This is a genomic window from Pseudoalteromonas peptidolytica (assembly GCF_012641745.1).
Classification (GTDB): domain Bacteria; phylum Pseudomonadota; class Gammaproteobacteria; order Enterobacterales; family Alteromonadaceae; genus Pseudoalteromonas; species Pseudoalteromonas peptidolytica.
The window spans coordinates 20,235-47,185 of record NZ_WEHZ01000005.1 but is presented as its reverse complement, the minus strand read 5'-3'; the positions used below and the strand labels follow the sequence as shown (position 1 = coordinate 47,185).

Genomic DNA, 26,951 nt, shown 5'->3' with positions numbered 1-26,951 from the left:
GTGGTGTTATCGTCATGCTCTTCTCTTAAAAAATTAAGTACTTAGCTAGCTGGTTGGTGCAAATGCCACTCACTTCAGCCTCATTAAGATAGTACTTGATTAGGCTTAGCATCGTTTAATAGCATTGTTAAACTGTCTACTAATTCATATAGCTCAGGCTCAATATCATTGAGAGGTTTAGCCTGTTTTAAACTTGTTTCTATGGTTTCAGCTAACTTTTTAAGCGCTGGTACACCGGTATAACAGCATGCACCATGAAACTTATGTATGACCTTGAGTAGTGTCGCACCATCTTCAGCCTGTTGCGCAGATTCTAGTTGTTGAAGTGTCTCGGGAACACTAGAGAGCAGCATATTCAACATCTCAAGCGCCAGATCTGGTTTGTTGCCAGCGCGTTGTAATGCTAACCCCCAGTCTAGTACTTGGCTTTCAAAAGGAGGGACGCTGTGCCGTTCATGTTCATTATTTTTTTGCCTTGCAATGGGAGATGAGGTGCTATGGTCGCAGATGATCTGCTTTAACATATCTTCATCAATTGGCTTGGTCATGTAGTTACTAAAACCATTTTTTAGTAACTCTTCTTTTTCACCTGCTAAGGCATGAGCCGTGACTGCAATAATGGGAGTATCTTCATTGAGAGATGATTCACGAATACTTTTGCAAGCACTGATCCCATCCATAATCGGCATCTGAATATCCATAAATATCAGATCATATTTTCTTGATTTACATAGACTCACGGCTTGAGCACCATTGTGGGCAGTGTCTATAGCTTCTACTTGCTCGTCTAAGAGCGTACATATCAGCTTTAAGTTTGCGTCATTGTCATCTGCCACTAGCACTTTCAATGGTAGGTTGGTAGTTTCAATTTCGTTGGCGCTCATATCGGGATGGTCTAGGCGATAAGGAGCAGCTAACATTTCACACAATTTTCTGTGGTTTAATGGTTTACTTAGGCAAGCGTCGGCACCGCTACCAATGAGTGCTTCACGCATGTTGTGAGAAATCGTGTTCACCATTAGGTATAAATAATCAGCGGACTGCCTTGCTTGTTTGATGTAGCTTTTTACAGTTTGCATTTGATCAACGCTGGCCATTGAGCCGATTAAACAAATATCATAATTAAAATCTTTTGCTAGTGCGTCATCAAAGTCCTCTTCACTGAGACAGCGTGTCACCTGCATATCCCAAGCCTGTAACTGCGAAACAACCGCATAGTGAGTATGTTCTTGTGGTTCAAAATACAGTACTCGCTTATTCTCAAGAGGTTTACTTGGTAAGTCATCGTTATAAAGCCGATTGGGTAATGCAAATACGGCATTAAAGGAGAAGCATGTACCATGACCTGGTGCTGAGTTGAGCGTAATACGGCCATTCATTGCCTCGACTATGTGTTTGGTAATGATTAAACCGAGTCCTGTGCCTCCAAATTTTCTTGTAATACTGGTATCCGCTTGAGCAAATGGGGTAAATAAGGCGTCTTGCTTATCCTGTGCGATACCCACGCCGGTATCGCTGACTGACACCAGTAATGAAGATTGAGATTCATCTATTAATCGATGATTAATATCAACTTTAATTGCCCCTTTTTCAGTGAATTTAATGGCATTGCTGATTAGGTTGGTAAGTACTTGCTTAAAACGTGTTGGATCGCCAATCAAATTATCTGGTACTTGTCTGTTCACCGAAATAGAAAACTCTAAGTGCTTGTCATGGGCACTTGGAGCCAATAATGTCATTACTTCATTGACGGCATCACGCAGCTCAAACTGAATATTTTCAAGCTCCATTGCTCCGGCTTCTAACTTTGAGAAGTCGAGAATATCGCTGATGATTGTAAGCAGACTGTTTGCCGACAATTCTATGGTATCTAAATAATCTTTTTGGTGTTTATTTAAAGGTGTTTTATAGAGCTGACGAGTAAAGCCGATGACGCCATTAAGTGGCGTTCTAAGTTCATGACTCATCTTCGCTAAAAAGTCAGATTTTACACGGTTGGCATCTTGCGCTTCTTTCTTAGCAATGTTGAGCTGAATATTTTGTGTTTCGTATTGCTCTAATGTTTCTCGGTAGTCACTGGTTGCTTGGTCAATGTGCTTTTGCATTTCGTCTTTTTGATTCGCCATTTTTTTACCAATGACAATTAGCCCCTGGCGTAGTAGCTCAAACTCACCTCGCATTGGCTCGTTAATAGCGATGTCTTGCTTACCCTCATTGAGTTTATCAGTGGCTAATATTAAGCTGGCAATGGGCTTGGTAAGCATACGAGATAAACGCATAGCTAACATGATACTGAGTAAAAAAGAGAAAATAATAACAATTGCACTTAAAATTAATGCCCGCTGCTGAGAAATGAGTGCTTGGTCTTTACTGATCTCGACGACCAAGATTGCTAGCGTTGCAGGTTCGGCACTATGCCAGTCTGTTTTTTTAGCTAGGTGATTTTTTACTGGTGAGTAAAAGACAAATGTATTTTTAAGAGTCGTCACAACCGTCGTTTGCAATGCTTGCACTTCGCCAAAATAGTGCAGCTTGTCAAATTCACTATGGTAATTGCTGGTTAGGATAAGCTGGTTTTGCTCGTCAAATAGAGCAATACTTTTTACCAAAGGTGCATGCTTATTGTGAGCTTGGCTTAAGATCCTGTGCAGATGGGACTTATCCTGTTTTTTTATCGGGTACTCTACCGACATGGCTAGTGATTCTGAAATACGATTCCCCTGACTAATCAGAATTTCCTCAAGCTCTACGTAGCGATTTATAGTAAAATAGCCACCGAGTAGGGTTGGCAAAAGAGTGAGTAGTAAAATACTGTCACGCAGGTTTAATTTTGTCATAGGGTCAAAAAAGTGCAGAGAAATCTGTAACTAAGATTATCTTTTACCGACGTGATAAGCAAACAAATGAGGAACCCAATGGCACAGATTTTTCGTGCTAAAAAAGCAACCAAACCGTCAAAACACCTTGCCCTTCAAATAGAATCTATGGATCACCAAGGCAGGGGAGTTGCGCGTCACGATGGTAAAGTATGTTTTGTAGCTGGTGCATTGACCAATGAACATGTTACTGCGCAAGTAACTCAAGCAAAGTCTAAATTACTTGAGGCAAAACTTATCAAAGTAATGACGGCCTCTGAGTATCGCACTCAGCCGTTTTGTGAGCATTATGAACAGTGTGGTGGTTGTAATTTGCAACATCAAAGCGTCGACAATCAGCTCATCGAAAAGCAACAAGCCGTAGAAAAACTGTTTGCGCGCTTTGCTAAAATAACACAGTTACCATGGCAAGCTGCTATTACCTCTGCACCACTTCATTATCGTCGTGCCGCTCGCATAGCCAGTATTTATGATAAGAAACGTAACACGGTAAAACTGGGCTTTAGAGCCAGTCAGTCAAAACAGATAGTGGATATTGAACAGTGTAATGTGTTGGCTGCTCCTTTTGCTGATATTTTCATCACGTTAAATGCGCTGTCTCAAGCGCTCAATGAATTTAAGTTCATCAGCCACGTTCAGTTATGCCAAGCGGACAATCATAACTATGTGCTATTTCGACACACCAAGGCGCTTTCGCAAACGACTTATCAAGCAATTAGAGCTGGTCTTGAGAATTATCAAGTGGTGTTTGACGATGGGGAAAATGCGGTTGAATATCAGCAACTACCAAATTATCGACTCCCTGAATTTGGCCTCGTATTAGAATTTCAGCTAAATAACTTTATCCAAGTTAATCAAGCCGTCAATGATGCTATGTTGCATCAAGCAGTTACTTGGTTAAAACCACGTGCTGATGAGAAGGTACTTGACCTTTTCTGTGGCGTGGGAAATTTTTCCTTAGTGCTCGCAAAATATGCAAATGCAGTGATTGGTGTTGAAGGCGAAGCGCAATCAGTTGCAATGGCAAGACAAAATGCGCAAACTAACCAAATCCATAATGTTCAGTTTCATTGTTTTGACTTAACTCGCGCTATCAGTGAAGCCACTTGGTTTGATCCAAGTGTAGACGTATTACTACTTGACCCTTCCAGGACTGGGGCACTTGAAGTGTTAGAGCAATTACCGTTAGGACAGTTTTCACGGATCTTATATGTCTCATGCGATCCGGTTACCTTAGCTCGTGACGCGCAAGTGATCCATCGTGCTGGGTTTACGCTAGAAAAGCTGGGCTTAATGAATATGTTTGTCCACACAGGACATATTGAAACCATGGCACTGTTTGTAAAACAGCAAAAATAGCTTGAATCATCATGATACATAGATTAAGTGATGGCAATTGGGTTTAGGCTCTTAGTAAACGTTTTTATTCGCTCGCGAATAAGCGTATGGTCGAAAAAGAGAATGTAATCGCAATGACATGAGTACCTAAAAATGAAATGGGTACGGCGATACCCTCAGTGATGGTTTTATCACATGGGTAAGAAATTTTAAGGAGGTATCAAAACATGGTTGCTACTCGGCAGTCGCATCAAACCACGCTACCACTGGAGTTTGATGCACGACTCACTATCTTAAATTTATCATCGGATCAACGAGCATGGTTACAAAGAGCTTATGAGCTATGCCCCACTGATGAATCTAATGAGGATCTCAATAATGCCATTGAAATGGTTGAGATCCTCGCTGATTTAAACTTTGATAGTGAATCTTTAGCAACTGCGTTTTTAACTCCCTATTTTGTTGCAGGTACGCTCTCTGTTGAGCAGGTTGAAGAAGAATTAGGAAATAATATTTCCCTCCTGTTAAAGGGAGTCGAAAATATGGAAACCATTAGTACGCTTGCGCATCAAAGCTCAGGGAAAGTGCAAGTAGATAACATTCGTCGTATGTTACTTTCTATGGTTGAAGATGTCAGAGCGGTGGTCATCAAGCTCGCGGAGCAAATCTGTCATTTACGTGCGGTAAAAAAAGCATCTGAAGAAGAGCGAGTGGTTGCAGCCAAAGCAGCTGCTAATATTTTTGCGCCTCTCGCTAACCGGTTAGGGATTGGACAGCTGAAGTGGGAACTCGAAGACTTATCTTTCAGATACCTGCACCCTGATACTTATAAATCGATCGCCAAAAAGCTCTCGGACAAGCGCTTAGACCGTGAAGCCTATATGGAAAATATGGTCAGCTCGGTGGCGCAAAAGCTTGCGGATGCCGGTGTTAAAGCGCAGGTGTATGGTCGTCCGAAGCATATTTATAGTATCTATAAAAAAATGGTACAAAAGAGCTACGAATTTGAGCAGCTGTTTGACATCAGAGCAATGCGTGTCGTGGTTGATGAGATCCAAGACTGTTATGCAGCACTGGGCATTGTTCATACCAGTTGGCGGCATTTAAACAAAGAGTTTGATGATTATATTGCGACACCAAAGCAAAATGGTTATCAATCAATCCATACCGTCGTGTTTGGGCCAGAAGGCAAAACTGTAGAAATTCAAATTAGAACTGAAGCCATGCATCGAGATGCTGAGCTTGGGGTTGCAGCGCACTGGATGTATAAAGAAGGCGCGTTGCCAGGTCGAAATTCAGGATATGAGCAGAAGATCAGCTGGCTACGCAAATTGTTGCAGTGGCAAGAAGAGGTGGTTGATGGCAGTGAAATTGCGGATGAATTGAAAAACCAGGTTGTTGAAGACCGTGTTTATGTCTTTACGCCAAAAGGCGATATCTTTGATTTACCACTGGGGGCGACGCCTCTTGATTTTGCGTATTATATTCACTCAAATGTGGGGCACCGCTGTATTGGAGCAAAAGTATTTGGCAAAATCGTACCTTTCACTTACACCCTACGTACTGGCGATCAAGTCGAGATCCTCACTCAAAAGAATGCGTCACCAAGTCGAGATTGGTTAAACCCATCGCTAGGTTATATTCATTCTTCAAGAGCACGCAGTAAAATTCATCATTGGTTTAAACAGCAAGATCGAGATAAAAACCTTCAAGCGGGCAAAGAGCTTTTAGATAGTCACCTACAAAAGTTAGATATTACTTATAAAGACTTAGAACCTGCTATTGCACGTTTTAATTTTAAAGAATTAGATGACTTGATGGTAGCGATTGGTGCAGGTGACGTTCGGATCAATCAATTTCTTAATTATGTACAGGACAAACCTGAAGATACTCCTAAATTAAAAATTTCCTCACCAAAGCAAAGCAAAGGTGACAAAAATGCGGTCGTAGTTGATGGTGTGGGAAGTTTGATGAGTCATATGGCTAAGTGTTGTGAGCCGGTTCCAGGAGATGACATTGTTGGGTACATTACTCAAGGTCGCGGCATCGCGGTACATCGTTCAGATTGTGAGTCATTCGCGCATATTAGTGATAAGCATCCTGAGCGAGAGATCGCAGTAAGTTGGTCTGATAATGTTAAAGCCGCTTATTCTATTACTTTGAAGATAGAAGCACATGATCGCCAAGGATTGATCAGAGATATCAGCTCAGTGCTTGCAAATGAAAAAGTTAACGTACTTAACATGAATGTACAAACACAAGATGATAAGAATGTTGCTGTGTTTATGATGAAAGTTGAAGTAGATGATTTGTCCGCGATGCACCGGTTGCTGACCAAGTTGATGCAGATTGAAGGGGTATTCGATGCCAAGCGACTCTAAATCCAATGTTGTCCCTGATATTGAGAAACTGTTGCAGATTATGACGCAGCTGCGCGACTCTGACACAGGTTGTGACTGGGATAAACAGCAAACGTTTAACTCTATTGTGCCTCATACATTAGAAGAAGCACATGAGGTTGCTGATGCTATTGAGCGTGATGATTTTGTTCACCTAAAAGAAGAGCTGGGTGATTTACTATTTCAAGTCATATTCTATGCGCAGTTGGGTAAAGAACAGGGGCTATTTGATTTTGCAGATATAGTGCAGACGCTGAATGAAAAGTTAGTCAGACGTCATCCTCACGTGTTTACAAAAAAAGAAAAGCTCACAGATGCGGAACTTGAGGAGCAATGGCACAAAATAAAGCAGCAAGAGAAATCAAGGCGACCAACTGATGAATTTGCGGCTGATATTCCAAGTAGCCTGCCGGCATTAACCAAAGCTTATAAAACCCAAAAACGAGCTGCTAAGCTTGGATTTGATTGGCCGAGTTATCACGGTGCGTGGGACAAAGTGCAAGAAGAAATTGCTGAAGTAAATGAAGCTCTGCAGGTTGACCCATTGTCTGAACATACGGCTGAAGAAATAGGGGATTTGCTGTTTGCTACCGTAAACGTAAGCCGCCACATTAAGAGAGACCCTGAACAATTACTGCGCCAAGCAAATGAAAAATTTAAACACCGTTTTGTGCAAATAGAATCGGTGCTTAATGAGTCATCACTTACACTAGAAGAAGCGAATTTAGCACAAATGGATGCTGCATGGGAAACGGTGAAGCGCCGTCAACGCGGTTGTAAATAGGATGTCGATCGCAGAGTCGTAGTACCTTTGGCTAAATATATTGTAGACCTGAGTCATTTTTAGCTGGAATGACTTGGGGCCTTTTGCTATACTATCGCCCCGTCTTGATTCTTATTTAAATTCCAATTTTCCTGAAATTTCTAGGGTTCGCATGAGTACAAAATTTATCTTCGTAACGGGCGGAGTAGTATCCTCCTTGGGTAAAGGTATTGCAGCTGCTTCTTTGGCCGCTATTTTAGAAGCACGTGGCTTAAAAGTAACGATTTTAAAGTTAGATCCTTACATCAATGTTGACCCTGGGACAATGAGCCCTATCCAGCACGGTGAAGTATTCGTAACCGAGGACGGCGCGGAAACAGACCTTGACCTTGGCCACTATGAGCGTTTTATTCGTACCAAAATGACCAAGCGTAACAACTTTACACAAGGCCGTGTATTTGAAGATGTGTTACGTAAAGAGCGCAGAGGTGAGTACCTAGGTGCTACTATTCAGGTTATTCCTCACATCACAAACGACATTAAACGCCGTGTACTTGAAGGTGCAGAAGGCCATGATGTTGCTATTGTTGAGATCGGTGGCACAGTTGGTGATATTGAATCACAACCTTTCCTAGAAGCAATTCGCCAATTAGGGACTGAGCTTGGTCGTGAAAGTGCTTTGTTTATGCACTTAACGTTAGTGCCTTTCTTAGGCCCTGCGGGCGAAGTAAAAACTAAGCCTACACAGCATTCTGTAAAAGAGCTTCGCTCAATTGGTATTCAACCTGATATTTTGATCTGTCGTTCAGACCGTAAATTACCTGCGAATGAGCGTGCGAAGATTGCACTGTTCACGAACGTTGAAGAAAAGGCAGTTATTTCTCTGCAAGACGTTGACAGTATCTATAAGATCCCAGCGCTCTTAAAGTCGCAAGAGCTAGATGATATTATCTGCCGTCGTTTCTATCTTGAGTGTCCAGAGGCGGATTTATCTGAGTGGGAACAAGTATTATATCAAGAGTCTAACCCAACCGGTGAAGTGACTATCGGAATGGTAGGAAAATACATCGAATTGCCAGATGCTTATAAATCTGTAAACGAAGCATTAAAGCATGCGGGTTTGAAAAACCGTTTAACGGTTAACATTGAATATGTTGATTCACAGGATATCGAAAGCAAAGGTACTGAATTACTTGAGCACCTTGATGCCATTTTAGTCCCTGGTGGGTTTGGCAACCGTGGTGTAGAAGGTAAGATTTTAGCTGCTAAATATGCCCGTGAGAACAGCGTACCATATTTAGGTATTTGTTTAGGTATGCAGGTTGCGCTGATTGAATATGCGCGCAACGTTGCGGGTCTTACCGGTGCTAACTCGACAGAGTTTGATCTGGAAAGTCCGCACCCAGTTGTTGGCCTTATTACTGAGTGGTTAGATGCTGATGGTAAGATTGAAGTGCGTACCGAAAACTCTGACTTGGGCGGTACAATGCGTCTTGGTGCACAACTTTGTCACTTGAAAGAAGGCTCTAAAGTGCGCGAAGTTTACGGTAATGCTGAAATCGTTGAACGTCACCGTCACCGCTATGAAGTGAACAACAACTATGTTAGCGAACTTGAAAAAGCAGGTTTGCAATTCACCGGTCTTTCAGAAGACAAAAAGCTAGTTGAAATCATCGAAAATAAAGATCACCCTTGGTTTATTGCAGCTCAGTTCCACCCTGAGTTCACATCAACGCCTCGAGATGGTCACCCATTATTTGAAGGCTTTGTAGCGGCGGCACACAGCCACCAAAAGGCGTCTTCATAACTAAGAAAAAGCCGTGCTCTTGCACGGCTTTTTTGTAGCAGAAGGTTTTGCCACAGGCACTAATTAAGTGTTTGTCGCCAAGCCTTTTCTTATCTGCCCGCGCCTCAATGTGATACGTGTAAATTCTTCACTTTGCGACGCAGCAGAGATAGGGCAAACTGTAAAGTGGGTTTATTGACCCTAATATTCGCCTGCAACAAAGCAGTGCAACACACACCACTTTGGGAATAAGAGGAATCAAGATGTCAAAAATCGTTAGAGTGATTGGCCGTGAAGTTATGGACTCACGCGGTAACCCAACAGTAGAAGCGGACGTACACCTAGAATCAGGTGCATGGGGTCGTGCATGTGCGCCATCAGGTGCATCTACGGGTACCCGTGAAGCACTAGAGCTACGTGACGGAGATAAAACTCGTTACTTAGGTAAAGGTGTCTTAACTGCGGTAAACTACGTAAATAACGAAATCGCGGCAGCACTTGAAGGTCAAAATGCGCTTGAGCAACGTGCAATCGACCAAATTATGTTAGATTTAGATGGCACTGAAAACAAAGAAAAACTAGGTGCTAACGCCATTCTTGCAGTATCTCTAGCAACAGCAAAAGCTGCAGCACAAGATAAAGGTGTTGCACTATACGAGCATATTGCAGACATTAACGGTACAGCAGGCCAATACTCAATGCCAGTTCCTATGATGAATATCATCAATGGTGGTGAGCATGCGGATAACAACGTTGATATTCAAGAGTTTATGGTTCAACCTGTCGGTGCAAAAAGCTTTCGTGAAGCGTTACGCATGGGCGCCGAAATTTTCCACAGCCTGAAAAAAGTACTTAAGTCTCGTGGTCTAAACACAGCGGTTGGTGATGAAGGTGGTTTTGCACCAGATCTTAAATCAAACGAAGAAGCGCTGGAAGTGATTGTTGAAGCGGTTGCTGCGGCTGGCTATGAAATGAACAAAGACGTCACGCTAGCACTTGACTGTGCTGCATCTGAGTTTTATGTAGATGGCAAGTATGACTTAAAAGGCGAAGGTAAAACATTCGACTCAGAAGGTTTTGCTGGCTTCTTGGCTGATCTTGCTGCACGCTACCCAATTGTATCAATCGAAGATGGCCTCGATGAAAGCGATTGGGCTGGTTGGAAAATTCTCACGGATAAAATTGGTGATAAAGTCCAGCTAGTAGGTGATGACCTCTTTGTTACTAACACTAAGATCCTAAAGCGTGGTATTGAAGAAAGTATTGGTAACTCAATCTTGATCAAATTTAACCAGATCGGTTCGCTGTCTGAAACGCTTGATGCTATCAAAATGGCACAAGATGCAGGCTTTACTGCTGTCATTTCACACCGCTCTGGTGAGACAGAGGATGCGACGATTGCAGATTTAGCGGTAGCTACAGCGGCTGGTCAAATCAAGACGGGTTCACTTTGTCGTTCAGATCGCGTAGCGAAATACAACCAGTTACTACGTATTGAAGAAGCACTAGGTGAAAAAGCCATTTATAAAGGTCGTAGTGAAATCAAAGGGCAGTAAGTAGCAACTGCTCTGTTAATTTTAAAAACGCCAGTCACAGGACTGGCGTTTTTATTTCTAACGCTCGTCATTCCAAATTTGACAATTTGCTTGACCGTTTCTAAACGTCCAACATATTTGGTCTGAGTTGCAGGCGCCATCTGTCATCCCGAGATCATTACCTCCTGCGACCATAGGTGTCATTTTTTTTGACATTGTGCCAGTTACACTGAGTTCTTTAATTGATTTCTTGTTGAACTTTAATTTCATTATCGTTTTCCTTCAATAAAAATATAAGCGTCAATCGAGGCTGTAATGCTATTTTAATTTACAGGTTAGCGATCAAGGCTCGATTAATTTTTACACTTTCATTTTTTGTTCGAAAAGTCAACAGTCGTATGCTCGATATGAGTTTCAGGTAGTCTATTACTATTTTGACTTGAGGCGCTCGAGCATAATACTAATTTGACTTAGTACTTGTTCAATTTGAAGGAGTAAATCTGACGCTAACCGCGTTAAAATTTCTTATTTAGAACAACTAAATAGCAAAATTTTTGTCTGGTTATCGACAAGATTTTCTCGCCTCAAAATAGACTACTTAAGTAAGAAAATTGGTATAATCTGAACGGTCAGCAAATGCAGCTGCTTAAGCACTAAACTCTTGAGCGAGTATTGATTGGGTAAAATTAGTTTTTAAGTAAAATCCTCTAGGGAGTGTTTGGATGCACTTTCCATTCGGACCAATAGCATCTGTAAGTGCTTTTGCGTTCGCTGCCTTTGGCCTTATTTGCATGACTTCGCCCAGGTGTCCAGATATTTGATCTACGTTGCCCGTTGCGATTAATTCAATTTGCTCTTCCCAGTCTCTACGAATCTGCTGTTCTTGAACTGGACTTGGTTGCCACAAAAAACCTTGCCCGATAACTCGTTCCACCACAGGAATATCTCTCTCAGCTAATATAGGTAACCAAAGGACGTGAGAAAGCTTCTTTTTTACTGTTGAGTTGTACCATGTTAGCCCGGTTAACTGAGTGAGTGGTACAACGGAGACGTAGGTTGTCTCTAGAGGTTTACCGTGATAACTAATTGGTAATGTCTTCAGCTCGACACCAATATATTCAAAATCGGGAATAGGTTTGGAGCCAGCGCTGGCACCCAAGGCGGCTTCAACCAGTTGCCCAACCCATCCTTTTTCTCTAAGTAAGTCTTGAGGTGTTTTAAAGGATAATTGCTCAGCAAGCTCACCTAATGTTAAGCCAGCGATGTTATCAACACGCTGCATAAGCTCCGCTACAGAGTGCGGTGGCGTAACGAATGACAAGTGATTCTCCAATATGTGGTGAAAGCATCATTATAAATGAAATCATAAGACGAAGTAAGTTGGTCAATTTACACTCAATTTGATTGTGGATTTAAATAGTCGCATGAACTTCTGTGTGTATAATAGCTATCACCATGATAAATATAGGATTATTTTTAAAGTTGTAGGTTGTCAACTTAGTAGAATTGTCAGTTCTTTGGATAAATACAGGGCTATAAACATAATTATCCACAGAATATGTGGAAAACATAAGATTTAAAGTGTGTAACTATGTTTTTGTTGGTAATTTAAACGATAATTGATTGGGTTATGCACAAGTTGTGGGTAAGTTGAGAATATGCTGAGATAATTTAGGTATAGTAAGGAATTAAATTTGCCGTGACGCAGGAGTTGTGGAACAATCATTAGAAATCGACTTATAAATGAGGCACTAAGGTGATTGATGCCGAAGGGTTTCGTGCCAATGTCGGAATAGTGATTTGTAATAATCAGGGGCAGGTATTTTGGGCCCGTCGTTACGGACAACACTCTTGGCAATTTCCTCAAGGTGGAATAGATCAAGGGGAAACGCCTGAGCAAACGATGTATCGTGAACATCATGAAGAAGTTGGGCTTAGGCCAGAAGATGTTGAAATTGTAGCAAGTTCTAAACATTGGTTACGTTACAAACTACCGAAAAGGTTAATTAGAAGAGATTCAAGTCCGGTCTGCATTGGGCAAAAGCAAAAGTGGTTTTTGTTGAAGCTGAGGTGCAAGGATGAGGATGTAGATTTATTACGAACCCATCATCCTGAGTTCGATGACTGGCGCTGGGTGAGCTATTGGTACCCAGTCCGCCAAGTAGTATCGTTTAAACGTGATGTTTATCGACGTGTTATGAAAGAGTTTGCTCCATTCGCAATGCCATTTGGCAAGCGTGAATCACATGGGCAAAAAGAGTTCTGGCGCAATAAGCGGTAAACTTAAGGAGCAGCAAGTGTTAGCAACGTTGAGATCGATTGCTGAATCAGTGGCACAGCAAAGTGACCTACAAAGCGCGTTAAATTGCTTTGTTACTATGGTTAAAGAGGCTATGCACACTGAGTGCTGCTCAGTTTATTTTGCAGATTATAGTCAAGACAATTTTATCTTGATGGCTACAGATGGGTTAAATCCTGAAGCAATCGGGCAATTCCGAATGGGATTTACAGAAGGCCTGGTTGGCCTTGTTGCTCAGCGTGAAGAACCTATCAATGTTGCGCATGCTCAATCTCACCCGAGATTTAAACTCTCCCCCGAAGTAAATGAAGAAGGCTACAACGCTTTTTTGTCTGTTCCTGTGGTTCATCAACGTAAAGTGCTTGGAGTCATTGTGGTGCAGCAGAAAATCGCTCGCGTATTTAGCCACGACGAAGAGTCTTTTTTGATCACGCTCTCAGCACAATTGGCCTCTGTGCTCGCAAACGCAGAAATTCAGACGTTATTACAGCAAGATGCAAGTAGTCATCGAACATCTGTCTTGAAAGGGGTTTCTAGTGCCCCGGGCATTGCTCTGGGGTCAGGTTATGTTGTGTTGCCTCACATAGACTTCAAAAGTATCGAAGCGCAGCATTGTGATAATAGCCAACAGCAAATTCAGTTATTTCATCAAGCTGTAGCGGCTACTCGTCAAGAATTTCATATTTTAGCGAAAACACTGAGCGACGATATCCCCAAAGAAGCTGTCGCTGTCTTTGAAGTGTACCAACAACTGTTAGACGCGAGAAGTTTAGGGACACAGGTTGAGTCCGAGATTGAGCGAGGTTGGAATGCCAAAACAGCGCTAAAAATAGTGATTGAAAAACTGGTAGCACAGTTTGATAGGATGAGCGACCCTTATATCAAAGAGCGCGCGATAGATGTAAAAGATATTGGTTTACGGGTACTTCAACATTTGGTGTCAACAGAACAAGTCATCAAGCAGTATCCAGACAATACGATTATAATTGCACACACTTTAACACCAACAATGCTGGCCCAAGTACCAAAAGAAAAACTAAAAGGCGTGGTGAGTGTTCACGGTTCAGTCAATTCACATGCGTCTATTTTAACTCGTGCCATGGGAGTGCCTGCTATTTGGGGGATCGAAGACATTCCCTTACTACAGTTTGATGGTAAGTCCATGATTATGGATGCGTACTCCGGCCGTCTTTATATCTCACCTTCTCAAATGCTTGTTAATGAATATGTGGAAATAAAGCGTAAAGACAATATGCTCCATGATAAGTTTGAAGCGGAGCATGATTTACCGCCAATTACACTTGACGGAGAGCGTATTAACCTGCTCTTAAACGCGGGCCTTGATCTCTCTACAGAAACCATGAGCGCAAGCTATTGTGATGGAGTAGGGTTATATCGAACCGAGTCGTGGTTTATGCAAAAAGGGCAGTTTCCTACTCAAGCAGAACAAGAAGTTTGGTATCGTGAGGTACTAACGCGTTACCATCCTGAGCCTGTCGTGATGAGAACGCTGGATATTGGTGGTGATAAAGTTTTAGATTATTTCGATATACGTGAAGATAACCCATTTCTGGGTTGGCGAGGTATTCGCGTATCCCTCGATCATCCCGAATTATTTTTAGACCAAATCAAAGCCATGATAAAAGCCAATGCCGGTCTTGGGAATTTGCAAATTATGCTGCCTATGGTGGGCCACAGTGAAGAAATTGATGAAGCGATAGCATTAATTGACCAAGCCTGCTTTGAGCTACAAGATGAATGGGCAGATCCATTTTACACAATCGATAGACCAGAAGTTGGTGTAATGCTCGAAGTGCCCTCAAGTATATACTTATTACCTGACTGGGCAACAAAAATTGACTTCTGTTCTGTTGGTAGTAATGACCTAACTCAATACCTGCTAGCCGTCGATAGGACAAATGCTCAAGTGGCAGATCTTTTTGACCCATATCACCCTAGCGTACTTAGAGTGCTGAATCATATTGCTCAGGAATGTGAAGCGCACGAGCTGCCGTTTAGTTTATGTGGCGAACTCGGCGGTGAGCCTGAAGGTGCGATATTACTGGTAGCGATGGGATATCGCCGTTTAAGTATGAATATTTCATCTTTGAACAAAGTGAAGTGGGTACTTCGCCGGCTCAATGTAACAGATATGGAAACGCTGTTGCAGACCTGTTTGACACAGTCTTCTTCAAAGCAAGTTCGTCGAGTGATAAAGGAGTTTATGATTGAACATAGCTTTGCAGAATTACTCTACACCAGTCATCAAGCAAAGGGTGCTTCTTAACGCTATTTACGCTACCATTAGCGCGCAATAAGAAGAAGAGCTTTTGATGGACACTATTTTACTCATCGTTTTACTATGCGCTTTACTTGGCTGTGCCGTTGGTTTTCTTGCAGGTCTCCTTGGAATTGGCGGAGGCTTGCTAATTGTTCCGATTTTATCAGTCATACTTACTAAGTTCGCAATCATTCCCAATGAGCAAGTTGTCATAGTCGCGGTGGCGACGTCACTTGCATCAATTATTTTTACTTCGACATCTTCTGCAAAGGCCCATCATAAAAATGACAATGTGCCATGGCATATTGCGCCTTGGGTGATGTTGGGAGTTGCATTCGGCGCGCTGGGAAGTGGTTTTGCGGCGGTATTGTTACCAGAAAAAATCGTTAGAATCATTTTTGTGGTTAGTGTTATCGGTATTGCGATGAAAATGGCTTGGAGCTCCAGGAAACCGGCACAATCAACCAGAGTAATGCCAAAAGGGCCAATCCTTTCGGTGTTAACCTCTGTAACGGGGGCACTATCCGCTATGATAGGTATTGGTGGGGGAGCGTTGATTGTTCCACTATTGACTTTTTTTTCACTTGATATGAAAAAAGCGATTGGGTGCGCTTCAGCGAGCGGCATCGTCATCGCAATTTTCGGCTCTTTTGGTTATATTGCCTCTGGTGCAAAACATGTGGATATTGAACACGGCTTTTTAGGCTTTGTCTACTTACCCGCTTTAGTCGGTATAGTAGCCACGTCTTGGTTTATGGCGCCTATTGGTGCAAAAGCAACGCATCATTTACCAGTGGCAACGATTAAAAAAGTGTTTGCGGCGTTACTGATTATTATCGCTGGCAATATGTTAATAAATTAAGGAAAGGCTATGGCTTTGCAGTTTCCACAGATAGACCCTGTGATTTTTTCCATCGGACCGCTGAGTGTGCGCTGGTATGGACTAATGTATTTAATCGGCTTTATGTTCGCTATGTGGTGGGCGGCAAAAGAGGCGAAAAAGCCGAATTCTGGCTGGAACAAAGACCAAGTTGGTGATCTTGTCTTTTATTCTATGCTTGGGGTTATTTTAGGTGGTCGTATCGGCTATGTATTATTTTATCAATTTTCTCACTTTATAGAGAATCCGCTTTATCTATTTCGAGTTGACCAAGGTGGTATGTCATTCCACGGCGGCGCGCTTGGTGTAATTACAGCTATTGTTATTTATGCAGTTAAACATAATCGCTCTATTTTGTCAGTTGGTGACTTTGTGGTACCTATGGTACCGGTTGGACTCTTAGCAGGGCGTATTGGTAACTTTATTAATGGTGAATTATGGGGGCGAGTTACAGACGTGCCGTGGGCGTTTGTATTTCCAACCGGTGGACCACAACCGCGCCACCCATCACAGTTATATGAAGCGTTTTTTGAAGGGTTAGTGTTATTTATTATGCTAGTTTGGTTCAGAAAAAAACCTCGCCCAGCAGGCAGCGTTGCAGGATTATTTTTAGCCGGATACGGTGTATTTCGTTTTGCTATTGAGTACTTCCGAGAGCCGGATGCCCATATTGGCTTATATGGCGGCATAATTTCGCAGGGCCAAATCCTATCACTACCTATGGTAATAGCTGGTACCATTCTCATGGTGTGGGCATACAAGCGCGACAGTAAAATGACACCTACCGGACAAGCAAAAAGTTAAAGAGTAGCAATAATGAAACAATATTTAGAACTGATGCGCCATGTGTGTGACAATGGCACTAAAAAAGAAGACAGAACAGGCACTGGCACAGTCAGTGTGTTTGGTTATCAAATGCGCTTTAACTTACAAGAAGGCTTCCCATTAGTTACTACCAAAAAGTGTCATCTACGCTCAATTATTCATGAGTTACTATGGTTTTTAAACGGTGATACGAATATAAAATACCTAAACGATAATGGGGTAAGAATATGGGACGGTTGGGCCACAGATGAAGGTGACTTAGGGCCAGTATATGGTAGTCAATGGCGCTCATGGGTAGGACCAAACGGAGAGGTTGTAGATCAAATCAAAGATGTGGTTGAGCAAATAAAAACCAACCCGGACTCTAGGCGCTTAATTGTGAGTGCTTGGAACCCAGCGTTGTTACCCGACACACAATACTCACCAAAAGATAATGCTGCTATGGGCAAGCAGGCGTTACCACCTTGTCATACGTTATTTCAATTTTATGTTCTAGATGGCAAGCTATCCTGTCAATTATATCAGCGTAGCGCAGATATTTTCCTTGGTGTGCCTTTCAATATTGCGAGCTATGCGCTGTTGACTATGATGATAGCGCAAGTGTGCGAGCTAGAGGTCGGTGATTTTATTCACACCTTTGGCGATGCTCACCTATACTTGAATCACATGGATCAGGTAGACGAGCAGTTAAACCGAAAGCCGTTCCCTAAACCAACAATGAGAATTAACCCTGAAGTTAAGGATATTTTCGACTTTAAATTTGAGGATTTTGAGCTAGTTGATTATCAGTGCCATCCTCATATTAAAGCACCAGTCGCTATTTAGGAGTTAACATGAAAGCCGTTATTCCAGTCGCAGGCTTAGGCACTAGAATGTTGCCTGCAACAAAAGCAATACCAAAAGAAATGCTACCCATAGTGGATAAGCCACTTATTCAATATGTGGTTGACGAAGCCGCAGCAGCAGGGATCAAAGAGATCGTTTTGGTTACTCACTCCAGTAAAAACTCGATTGAAAACCATTTCGATACTAGTTTTGAACTTGAAGCGACGCTAGAACAACGGGTAAAGAGACAGTTATTAGAAGAAGTGCAATCTATCTGTCCAAAAGGAATAACGATGATACAGGTCCGTCAAGGTGAAGCCAAAGGGCTTGGACATGCTATCAATTGTGCAGCACCGGTTATTGGCGATGAACCTTTTGTTGTCATGCTACCTGATGTGTTAATAGATGCTGCTACTGCTGATCTAAGACAGGAAAATCTGGCCCAGATGATTGCACGTTTTGAGCAGCAAGGTTGTAGCCAAGTTATGGTTGAGCCTGTGGCGGAAGAGGTTGTGTCGCAATTTGGTATTGTAGATATCGGCGGTGAAATGTTGGCTGCTGGTGAATCTAAACCTATGCACAACATGGTTGAAAAACCCAAACCTGGCACGGCACCTTCAAACCTTGCCATCGTTGGCCGCTATGTTTTAAACAAGTCTATTTGGCCATTGTTGGCAAAAACGCCAGAAGGGGCAGGAGGAGAAATCCAATTGACCGATGCGATAGCAATGATGATGGAAACTGAGCAAGTACAAGCGTATGCGCTTTGTGGTAAAAGCCATGATTGTGGCAGCAAGATTGGTTATTTGAAAGCGATTATAGAGCATGCTGTTCGTCGAGATGAATTTTCCAATGAACTGATGCAATTTATAACAAAGCTTGCAAAATGAGTGTGAAATTAATACTCTTTTATATAGTGAGTTAATTATGGGAGCTTTGCTCCCTTTTTTATTTTATGAGATATTAATGGTTAAAAAACACTCAGTGCTCGCTTTTTTTTTCTTCTGATTTTGGGTTGCAGCTCACAAAGTAGTGAGTTAACCATCGGCAAAAAAACCTCTGAATATTCACAGGAAGAAATTGAGCAAGTCATCAAGGAATGGAATGAATCGAAAGAGCAAATTAAACGCTTATTACAGTCTGAAAACGACTTAAATAAACTCATTACACTATTAGCTGCACAACAGCCGCTCCCATCTTCGGATGCGCTATTGAATGGCAACCCATCGGTGGTTTCTCATCATGCTGAAGATAGCACAATGCTGCGCTTTTATGCGGAGTTAACACCAAGGCTTACGCGAACTGCTGCTGAGAAAATTGTATTAAAGTTAAATCGATTATTACCCTCGTTAAATACAATTACAGGTGTTAGTGTTAAAGCAGAGCAAAAGGCATTTGGGGAGCGTTTTTTTGTTCAAATGGGACCGTTGGAATCAAATAGGGCTGCGAGCATGCTTTGTAAAATCTTAGAAAAGTATAATGAAAAATGTCGCGTGATTAAATCTTGAACTTTTTGTTCTTTATTTATCCGTTGGTTAGATGGGTCGTAAAATATATATAAAAATAACTAAAGTTTCTTAGTATCGTACCGATAAATATAATGGAAATCCTAATAATAAACCTGAAGGTAAAGGAAAGGTAAATGATAAATAAAATTAAGGTTAGTTTAATCACGCTATCTTTGCTAAGTGTGACTTCCGTTGCTGTTGCGTCTCAAAACAAAACGTTTAATGCCAGTGTTACGGTTCAGAATGCGTTTACACTGGAAAAAGTAAACGATCTTAAGTTTGGTACGATTCGAGCGATGGCTGAAAGCACCAAACAAGCAACTTTAACGCGTCCAGCAGATTCTACAGAAGCACTAGCTGCAACCTCTCAAGATGGTGCTCAAATTGGTATTTTAACAGATGACTCTTCTCCAGCGCAGTTTACAATTTCAGGTGTAACTCGCTATGCCAACATGAAAATATCACTACCAACCTTAACGGTTGACCATGATGGTGATGCAGGAACACCAGAAGTAGCAGCAATTGAGCTTGTTTCAGCTGAAGGCCCGAGTGACACGGCTAAATTTGAGCTTTTAAGCTTATCCTTATATGCGGTTGAGGGCCAGACACCAAACGCGGCGATTGAAAAAAATGGTGACGACGAATATGTGATTGCAGCGAATAATGAAGGTAAAGCTACTTTCAACGTTGGTGCATCTATTGGCACTGATAAAGATGGTGGAAGCTATTTAGATGATACATATTCAGCTACGGTAGCCATTACAGTATCTTACTAAGTTATGATATAGGCGATGATGTTTATCGCCTTTTTTGAGTGGTATGAAAGGATTAAAGTTTTTCGCGTTTGCTACAATGCTCTCAGGTATGAGCCATGCAAGCTCAATTGAGGTTCTTCAGAATCTTAATTTTGGCATTATTGTTGCTTATGAAAATTCGCGGGAAAGCATACTCAATATGACCCCTTATGGAGAAGTGTCGAGCACCAATGAGTTGTATATTTTCAAGCGTGGTGAACCTGCGGTTGTGCAACTCAAAGGCTTTCCAGCCAATAAGCAAATTTATATCTCTGACTGTCGTTGTGAAGTAAAAATACAAAACCAGCACAGTAGTAACTTCTTTTTGATAAAGCGTCTGAATTTAGTTGATAAGGCTTTCACCGATGTATATGGGGAAGCGGAAATAAAAATAGGCGCAATACTCGCAACGTCTGGCAATGGCCAACCTTATGTAGATGGAAGCTATACCGGTAAAGTGAGTATAGTAATTGAGTATTAACGAACTATGTATGTCGCTGACTTAAAAGGGAAAATCTTGCGATAGCTGTGTTGAAAATTTCTGCTTAGCCATGGGGAAGGTTTTATCGCCTACATGAAGAACAGTTAATTAGGCGAATAGGTATACTACAGAGGTAATGTGCCAATAATATGGGCTTAATGGTGAACACAAGGTAGCGCGTATCTAAAATGGATGCCATTTTGGCATCAGCTATACAACGCATACATTACTTAATAATTTGGTTTTAAATAAAAGAATATCATGAAGTATATCGTTTTTTTGTTCAGTGTTTTTGTGTCTGTATTTAGCACTTTCTCTTACGCTAACTTATTAATTTCTCCAACAAGAGTGGTATTTGACGAGCGTACTCGTACAGCCGAAATCGTCGTACTCAATAACTCCAGTGTATATCAAAGTTATCGTTTATCATGGGAAGAAAAACAAGCCTTACCCAGTGGTGGCTATAAGCTAATCCAAGAGGAAAATGCGATAAATCTGAGTTCAATGGCGAGAGTCAGCCCAAGCCAAATGAGGCTGGCACCAGGGCAAAGACAGGTAGTCAAAATTGCACTGCGAAAGCCGAGGGCACTTGGCGCTGGAGAGTATCGCTCACATCTACTGTTTCAAGCGTTACCAAATGGAAATGACGGAAATGGTAATCAAGGAACAATTAAATTAGATATCGCGTTAAATTATTCTTTGCCTATTATGGCCCGACATAAAATCGACACACCTAACATAACGATTACCACAGTGGATGTAACCGATAAGGTGACCGTTGGATTGTCCAAAACCGGTGTTGCAAGTGCATTTGGTACCATTGAGGCATTTTTTAAGCCCCAAGGAGTTGCTTCTGCAAAGCGAGTGGCCATTACTGCAGATTATACGGTACATACCGAACTGGAACGCGCTCAAGCACAGCTAACACTATTACCTCGCGCTCGAATAAATGCTCCAGGAATATTAGAGATCCGTTTTACTGGTTCAGGGGAGTACAAGCGCCATGTCTTTGCCGAAAAGACAGTAATACTGAAATAAACGCAGTTATTCATAGTTGTTGTATCACATGATGAAAAGTTAATAGCGATGCATTTCGGAAGTAAGCTAGTAATGGCATTGTGCTGTATTGCTACTGTAACCCCCTTGCAGGCGAAGCAAGACATTGATGTCAATGCGGTAGTGCGGGTGCTTAGTCAACTCGAAAGTACCTTGTCTGATATTAAGAAACCAGTACAGGCGGCACAAGCTGAGCTATATATTCCTGTCGGCGAATATTTATTTTTATCTACACACTTAAATGAGCGTCATTATATTGGCGAACTTATCGCGATAAAAAATGAACACTCTTTTTGGATAGAGTTGGAAAGCTTTGTCCAGATGATAGGCCTTGCTATAGAAATAAATGAGGCGGGGGCATCTGGCTGGCTAAAAGATCCTGACAACCGCTTTGCTATTGATTTGGCTCGCCAAGTTGTGTTTGTAAATGAGCAAGAATACAGCTTGCAGACAGAAGATATTTATATAGACCAAGATCAGCTTTTCATAGAGTCTAACAGACTTAATGAATGGTTTGGTTTCTCACACACTATAGATTATGGACGTCAAAGCTTGCAAGTGCAGAGTCAGTTTACCTATCCTGTTGAGGCGCAGATTGCACGCCAGTCAAGGGCGTTATCCAGAGAAAAATCAGACCGAGCGATACTTTACCCGAGGTCTGGATCGGATTACCAAATGTTATCCGCGCCAGTTGCCGATATACAAGCAAGCTTTAGGCATAATCAAAATCAGAATGAATTGACTTATTCCGTACTTGGCTCACATGAGTTTGCGTATATGAAAGCTGATTACTATACCTTTGGCGAATATGATGACCACTTTAAACGTAACCGCCTTACATTTAGCCGTAAAAGTGAAAAGGGAGAGCTCCTAGGTATTGGTGCAACTGAAGTGCGAGTAGGTGATATCACTCCAGTTAATGTCAGTAGTTTGAGTACAGCAGGCTTCTCTGCTGGCATTAAATTATCGAATAGACCGATGAGCGCTTCATCAGCGAAGCGTAGTGTCAATATCACTGGAGAAATTCAACAAGGGTGGGATGTTGAACTATACCAAAATGGCGTGTTGCTTGCGCAAGAGTTAGACATTGAGAGTGGTGTATATGACTTTAGTGACGTTGAACTACAATATGGTGAAAATGAATTTGAAATCGTTAAATATGGCCCACAAGGTCAATTAACTCGTGCCAAGCAGGTCTACCAGTTTGATCCAAACTTGTCCTCCCACTCTGGTGAGTATGAATTCTCTTTAAATAAAGTTGGGCAGCGTCTTTTAGATAACCAAAGTAATAGTGGCGATAACGGATGGCGAGTTGCAGGCACTTATCGCACCAGTATTACTGATGGCCTATCGACCTATATTGGCGCTGAATCTCATATGGGGAGCGATGATGATACCGCTACTTATTCTGTTGGAAGTTACTATAACGGATTTCGAAACTGGCTGTTGAATATCGAGCATGAAGCAACCACTGAAGGTGAAAGTAAAAGTCAAATTTCAGGCAATACTCGAGTGTTAGGTCAAGCGTTGACTGCAAGTATAAGTCGTAATACGCGATCGAATTTTCAAGGGGATAGCGTTTCCAACAATGTATATCAACTAAACCTCTCAGGCCGGCTACATAACAGCTCGTTTGGGAGTTTGCGTCACAGAACACAATTTAGTGTCAATGACACGGCTGCAGGCCGGTTTACGCAGGTTGTAAATCGATTAAATTATGGGTTGGGTCGTTGGAATATTGGTAATCAGCTTACGTGGCGACAAAGTCTGCAATCAGAAGCTCTATTCGGCGCGACGCAAATTAGTGGCAGTCATGGCGAGACTTGGTATCGACTTGGTGCAGATTATCAGATTAATCCTGAAGCGGATTTCACTGATATATATGCTACCGTTACCCATCAAATAGATGACGATATTGAAGCGCGGGTGCGATTTGCTCACTCATTGCTTGACGATAGCGACTCTATAGAGTTTGGTTCAAACTTTAACTTTGAACGCTTTAGTCTGTTTAGCACCGCTTCTTATTCAAGTGAGCAACATTGGCAAGTTGCTGTCGCTGGAAGGTTTAGTCTTGGATACAATAGTCTATCCAGCAGTGTATTTTCCACTAAAAACACTTTATCTAATCGAGGCTCGCTAGTCGTTCGGGTCTTTTTAGACAAAAATAATAACAGTGTACTCGACGGTACAGATGAATTACTACCTGATGTCGAAGTGAGGGCCGTACACGCGTATCGCCGTGCTGTTACGGACGAAAATGGCGTTGCATTGCTAACTGGCTTGACCGAATATAGAGCCACAGATATTGAGCTTCAATCGACTTCACTGCCCGATCCTTTTATGATCCCAGCGCATGCTGGCAAGTCTATTGTACCTCGCGCTGGTTTTATAGAGCGGTTGGATTTCCCGATTGTTTATTCTAGTGAAGTAGAAGGTAAGGTATTTAAACAAGGTAAAGAAGAAGTTGCGTTTACTGAAGTGGCGCTGATTGATGAGCAGGGAGAAGAAGTTGCAACAACACGAACGCAGTTTGATGGCTTTTATGTATTCACAGATGTAAAGCCTGGCAACTATGAGGTAAAACTAGACCAAGAAATAACAGAGGCAAGAAACCTGAAAAGTGCGCAAAAAACGTTGGTGACTTTACCTTTACGAGGGGATGTGGTCAGTGGTGTTGATATTAACGTTATTCCAAAAGAAACAGAGCAGTTACAGGTTGCAAGTCTTGGTAAATTCAATGAACTTAATTTTTTGAAAGTGTATCTTCAACTTATCAAACCACGATTGATGGCTATAGAATCAATCCAACCATTTTATGTTCAAGATCAAGCGCACTATCTGCTTGGGGTAGCATTTAGCTCAGATCCAAAACAAGACTTGACAGCATTATGTTCGCAGGTGCTCGAACAGGGTATTAATTGTGATGTTAAAGCATTAGAGGTAGTACACTAAATGATAAAACCAGTATTTTCCATCACCAGCATAATATGCGTGCTTGCACTTCTATCTGGGTGTCAGAGTACAAAGCCAGAAGAAACAACAGTTAATTATGCAAAGATTACAGTGGAAGAATATCAGCAGATGCAAGAGGCCATTGCCCAGTGGCAAGAGGATAAAGTAGCAATTGCTAGGCTATTGGATGCGGAAAAAGATTTGCAAAAACTCATTCAAGCGCTGTCCGGTTACGTGTCAAATGCAAAACCGGCTCAAGTAACTACCACTAAAAAACAGACTCCTTTGATTACACAAGCCAACAAGTCTCAGGCAGCAGTAGAAGAAGTCATCACACAAAATAGTTATCAACCAATAAAAACACAAGCTCAACCGGTTAGTGTGGACGACTCAATTGATACAAATAGTCAAAAAGTAGAATACAAATATGCCGTTCAGCTAGCTTCGTTAAACGGCAAAACACAAGTATTAGAGTTGACGTCGACACTAGAACAAACCCTCCCTGAATTGATAAAGAGCAAAGAAACTTTTTCGATTGAGACAGTTGATGGTAAAGGCGTTACGCGATACCGAGTTAAGTGGGGAGCTTTCGAGAACAAAGCGGCAGCACTGGATGCGTGCGACAAATTTAAACAGCATCGTCGAGCATGTTTTGTTACTGCATTTGGTGGAGAAAAACTTTCTCGTCTTTGAGTCGCTGAAAATGAGCCGGTAATTAGTTGCCACTTTCTTGTCCACGAAAACCAGAAACAAGCGCTGGTTCCAATTGCGATAACAAAGCTTATGTGAAATACCAACGATAATGAACAACCAGCATCCTTATACCAATTTGAAGGAGTAAGTCTGACGCTAACAGCGTTAAAAATTTCTTATTTAGAACAGCTGAATAGCAAAATTTTTGCCTTGCCTACAGGACGTAGGTATCTCGGCGTGAACAGGACGCGGAAGCGGTGTTATTGACAAGATTTTCTCACCTCAACATAGACCACTTAATTAAGAAAATTGGTATTAATTATTCCTACAGTTCGTAAAATCTCGCCGTCCATGTGGCGCGATTTTTGCTTAATCGTAAGTAAGATCAACGATGGCTGACGACAATGAAATATCTTGTATTCATTTTTGTATTTTGGCTTACCGCGTGCACGAGCAGTGAGCAAGTAGGCAAAAGAGAACTAACCCAGCAGCGAGAAATATTACCAGATTTTGATGGCTTTGGTGCACAACTAGCGGCTGAACTTGGGCAATATGTGCGACCTTTCAAACCGAACTCAACAGTAGCAGTGACTAGCTTTTTTAGGGCAAACCAATTAAATGACGTCATAGTGGGGCAAGGAAGTGGACTTGGTGTGGCGCTACAAGAGTCATTAATAACCCATTTGAGCCAAATGGGAGCTGATGTTGTTGAGTACAGATTAAGAAGCGCTTTATCTTTGAGTGACTCTGCCGATAGTATGTTAAGCAGAGAGTTAAAAGCGATAAATCAACGTCAGAAAATTGACCTGGTTGTAGTTGGTACGATAGTTGAGAGCCGTGACAGCTATTTGGTCAATGCTAGGCTTGTAGAAACACTTCACAGTCGGGCTCTATCCGCGGCATCGCTTAGTATTCCTAAATCGGCATTATGGGGCTCTGAGAGAGCCACGTCTCGAGATGGTCTTATCATACGCAGTCAATATTAATGGAGATGAGTGTAATGAAAAAAATATGTAGTCTGGCTTTGCCTCTTTCATTGATGGTTGGCTGTACTCAGAGTAACTTTTTCGCTGTAGATACAGCACAAACGGAGCCAGTGAGAAATGGCTTTGAACAATCGTCCATGTTTCAGAGTAATCCAAATGGATTAAAGCAGTTTTCTATATCTCAGCAAATGGCTGGGAAGAATGTGACCCATTATGTCCAAAGTATCATGCAAGATATGGTCACGAACCTGAAGCATGTAAATGAAAAGACGCCTGTCGCGGTAACTAGTTTTGTATTCTTAGACAAAGAGTTCGATAAAGGGTCGCTTCTCGGTAATCAGTTAGCTGAGAGTTTTATTCACGAATTACATGCTTTTGGGATCCCTGTTGTTGATTTTAAAACGACAGATTACATTCGCGTAACACCTGAAGGGGATTTTATCTTTAGCAGAGACTTTCTTGAATTATCAGATGATCATCCATTTTTATATGTACTTGGTGGCACGCTAGTTAATCACCAAGGTGGGGTAATGGTAAACGCCAGGGTTGTTGGTTTGAGAAGTAAGAGTGTTGTCGGTTCTGCCCAAGGGTTTTTACCACAAAGTGTGGTAAATGCGCTGCAAGATGGTGCTTCATATGATGGTATTCGCTTAGAGCAAGCCAATTAATTTGGA

General features: G+C 41.9%; 22 protein-coding genes. 19 read left to right on the top strand and 3 right to left on the bottom strand.

What is annotated here, in order from left to right:
* Positions 1-83: 83 nt before the first annotated feature.
* Complete coding sequence (gene barA, locus F9Y84_RS04720; RefSeq protein ID WP_147390698.1) at positions 84-2,837, bottom strand: two-component sensor histidine kinase BarA; 2,754 nt, start codon at positions 2,835-2,837, stop codon at positions 84-86.
* Positions 2,838-2,915: 78 nt separating this feature from the next.
* On the opposite strand from barA, the gene rlmD reads away from it, so the two are divergent.
* The 5 genes from rlmD (at position 2,916) to eno (ending at position 10,718) form a co-directional block, all read left to right on the top strand.
* Entirely contained in the window at positions 2,916-4,235 is a 1,320-nt protein-coding gene (gene rlmD / locus F9Y84_RS04715) for a 23S rRNA (uracil(1939)-C(5))-methyltransferase RlmD (protein WP_147390697.1), read from the top strand.
* A 206-nt stretch (positions 4,236-4,441) separates the two neighbouring features.
* A complete protein-coding gene (gene relA, locus F9Y84_RS04710; protein WP_125254271.1) occupies positions 4,442-6,595 on the top strand; it encodes a GTP diphosphokinase in 2,154 nt (717 codons plus the stop codon).
* Entirely contained in the window at positions 6,579-7,397 is an 819-nt protein-coding gene (gene mazG / locus F9Y84_RS04705; RefSeq protein ID WP_147390696.1) for a nucleoside triphosphate pyrophosphohydrolase, read from the top strand. Before relA ends, mazG begins: the two co-directional genes overlap by 17 nt.
* A gap of 151 nt (positions 7,398-7,548) precedes the next feature.
* Positions 7,549-9,183 carry a CTP synthase gene (pyrG, locus tag F9Y84_RS04700; RefSeq protein ID WP_147390695.1) on the top strand — a complete coding sequence of 545 codons (1,635 nt, stop codon included), beginning with the start codon at positions 7,549-7,551 and terminating at the stop codon, positions 9,181-9,183.
* Positions 9,184-9,425: 242 nt separating this feature from the next.
* On the top strand, positions 9,426-10,718 hold the full coding sequence (gene eno, locus F9Y84_RS04695; RefSeq protein ID WP_125254274.1) for a phosphopyruvate hydratase: 1,293 nt from the start codon (positions 9,426-9,428) through the stop codon (positions 10,716-10,718).
* Between the two features lie 57 nt (positions 10,719-10,775).
* On the opposite strand, the gene F9Y84_RS04690 is transcribed toward eno, so the two are convergent.
* Together F9Y84_RS04690 and mutH are read right to left on the bottom strand one after the other, a co-directional pair.
* On the bottom strand, positions 10,776-10,967 hold the full coding sequence (locus tag F9Y84_RS04690; RefSeq protein WP_128732353.1) for a hypothetical protein: 192 nt from the start codon (positions 10,965-10,967) through the stop codon (positions 10,776-10,778).
* A 376-nt stretch (positions 10,968-11,343) separates the two neighbouring features.
* Positions 11,344-12,018: a DNA mismatch repair endonuclease MutH gene (gene mutH, locus F9Y84_RS04685; RefSeq protein WP_147390950.1), complete on the bottom strand. Its 675-nt coding sequence runs from the start codon at positions 12,016-12,018 to the stop codon at positions 11,344-11,346.
* A 435-nt stretch (positions 12,019-12,453) separates the two neighbouring features.
* On the opposite strand from mutH, the gene rppH reads away from it, so the two are divergent.
* The 14 genes from rppH (at position 12,454) to F9Y84_RS04615 (ending at position 26,945) form a co-directional block, all read left to right on the top strand.
* Entirely contained in the window at positions 12,454-12,978 is a 525-nt protein-coding gene (gene rppH, locus F9Y84_RS04680) for an RNA pyrophosphohydrolase (protein ID WP_147390949.1), read from the top strand.
* Positions 12,979-12,994: 16 nt separating this feature from the next.
* Complete coding sequence (ptsP, locus tag F9Y84_RS04675) at positions 12,995-15,283, top strand: phosphoenolpyruvate--protein phosphotransferase (protein ID WP_128732351.1); 2,289 nt, start codon at positions 12,995-12,997, stop codon at positions 15,281-15,283.
* Positions 15,284-15,329: 46 nt separating this feature from the next.
* A complete protein-coding gene (locus F9Y84_RS04670; protein ID WP_147390948.1) occupies positions 15,330-16,139 on the top strand; it encodes a sulfite exporter TauE/SafE family protein in 810 nt (269 codons plus the stop codon).
* Positions 16,140-16,148: 9 nt separating this feature from the next.
* On the top strand, positions 16,149-16,961 hold the full coding sequence (gene lgt / locus F9Y84_RS04665; protein ID WP_125254280.1) for a prolipoprotein diacylglyceryl transferase: 813 nt from the start codon (positions 16,149-16,151) through the stop codon (positions 16,959-16,961).
* Positions 16,962-16,973: 12 nt separating this feature from the next.
* Positions 16,974-17,807 (top strand): thymidylate synthase, encoded by an 834-nt coding sequence (locus F9Y84_RS04660; RefSeq protein ID WP_147390947.1) that lies wholly within the window; start codon positions 16,974-16,976, stop codon positions 17,805-17,807.
* A gap of 8 nt (positions 17,808-17,815) precedes the next feature.
* A complete protein-coding gene (gene galU / locus F9Y84_RS04655; protein ID WP_147390946.1) occupies positions 17,816-18,697 on the top strand; it encodes a UTP--glucose-1-phosphate uridylyltransferase GalU in 882 nt (293 codons plus the stop codon).
* A gap of 120 nt (positions 18,698-18,817) precedes the next feature.
* On the top strand, positions 18,818-19,315 hold the full coding sequence (locus F9Y84_RS04650; RefSeq protein ID WP_147390945.1) for a hypothetical protein: 498 nt from the start codon (positions 18,818-18,820) through the stop codon (positions 19,313-19,315).
* A gap of 134 nt (positions 19,316-19,449) precedes the next feature.
* Entirely contained in the window at positions 19,450-20,091 is a 642-nt protein-coding gene (locus tag F9Y84_RS04645) for a DUF4402 domain-containing protein (protein ID WP_147390944.1), read from the top strand.
* 43 nt (positions 20,092-20,134) lie between these two features.
* The gene (locus F9Y84_RS04640) at positions 20,135-20,590 is read left to right on the top strand and encodes a DUF4402 domain-containing protein (protein WP_128732346.1); all 456 of its coding nucleotides are present in this window, start codon (positions 20,135-20,137) and stop codon (positions 20,588-20,590) included.
* 261 nt (positions 20,591-20,851) lie between these two features.
* Positions 20,852-21,628 (top strand): fimbrial biogenesis chaperone, encoded by a 777-nt coding sequence (locus tag F9Y84_RS04635; protein WP_147390943.1) that lies wholly within the window; start codon positions 20,852-20,854, stop codon positions 21,626-21,628.
* 48 nt (positions 21,629-21,676) lie between these two features.
* Entirely contained in the window at positions 21,677-24,598 is a 2,922-nt protein-coding gene (locus F9Y84_RS04630) for an SdrD B-like domain-containing protein (RefSeq protein ID WP_147390942.1), read from the top strand.
* Positions 24,599-25,291 (top strand): SPOR domain-containing protein, encoded by a 693-nt coding sequence (locus F9Y84_RS04625; protein ID WP_147390941.1) that lies wholly within the window; start codon positions 24,599-24,601, stop codon positions 25,289-25,291.
* Positions 25,292-25,695: 404 nt separating this feature from the next.
* The gene (locus F9Y84_RS04620) at positions 25,696-26,277 is read left to right on the top strand and encodes a FlgO family outer membrane protein (RefSeq protein ID WP_128732342.1); all 582 of its coding nucleotides are present in this window, start codon (positions 25,696-25,698) and stop codon (positions 26,275-26,277) included.
* A gap of 14 nt (positions 26,278-26,291) precedes the next feature.
* Complete coding sequence (locus F9Y84_RS04615) at positions 26,292-26,945, top strand: FlgO family outer membrane protein (protein ID WP_128732341.1); 654 nt, start codon at positions 26,292-26,294, stop codon at positions 26,943-26,945.
* Positions 26,946-26,951: the final 6 nt, after the last annotated feature.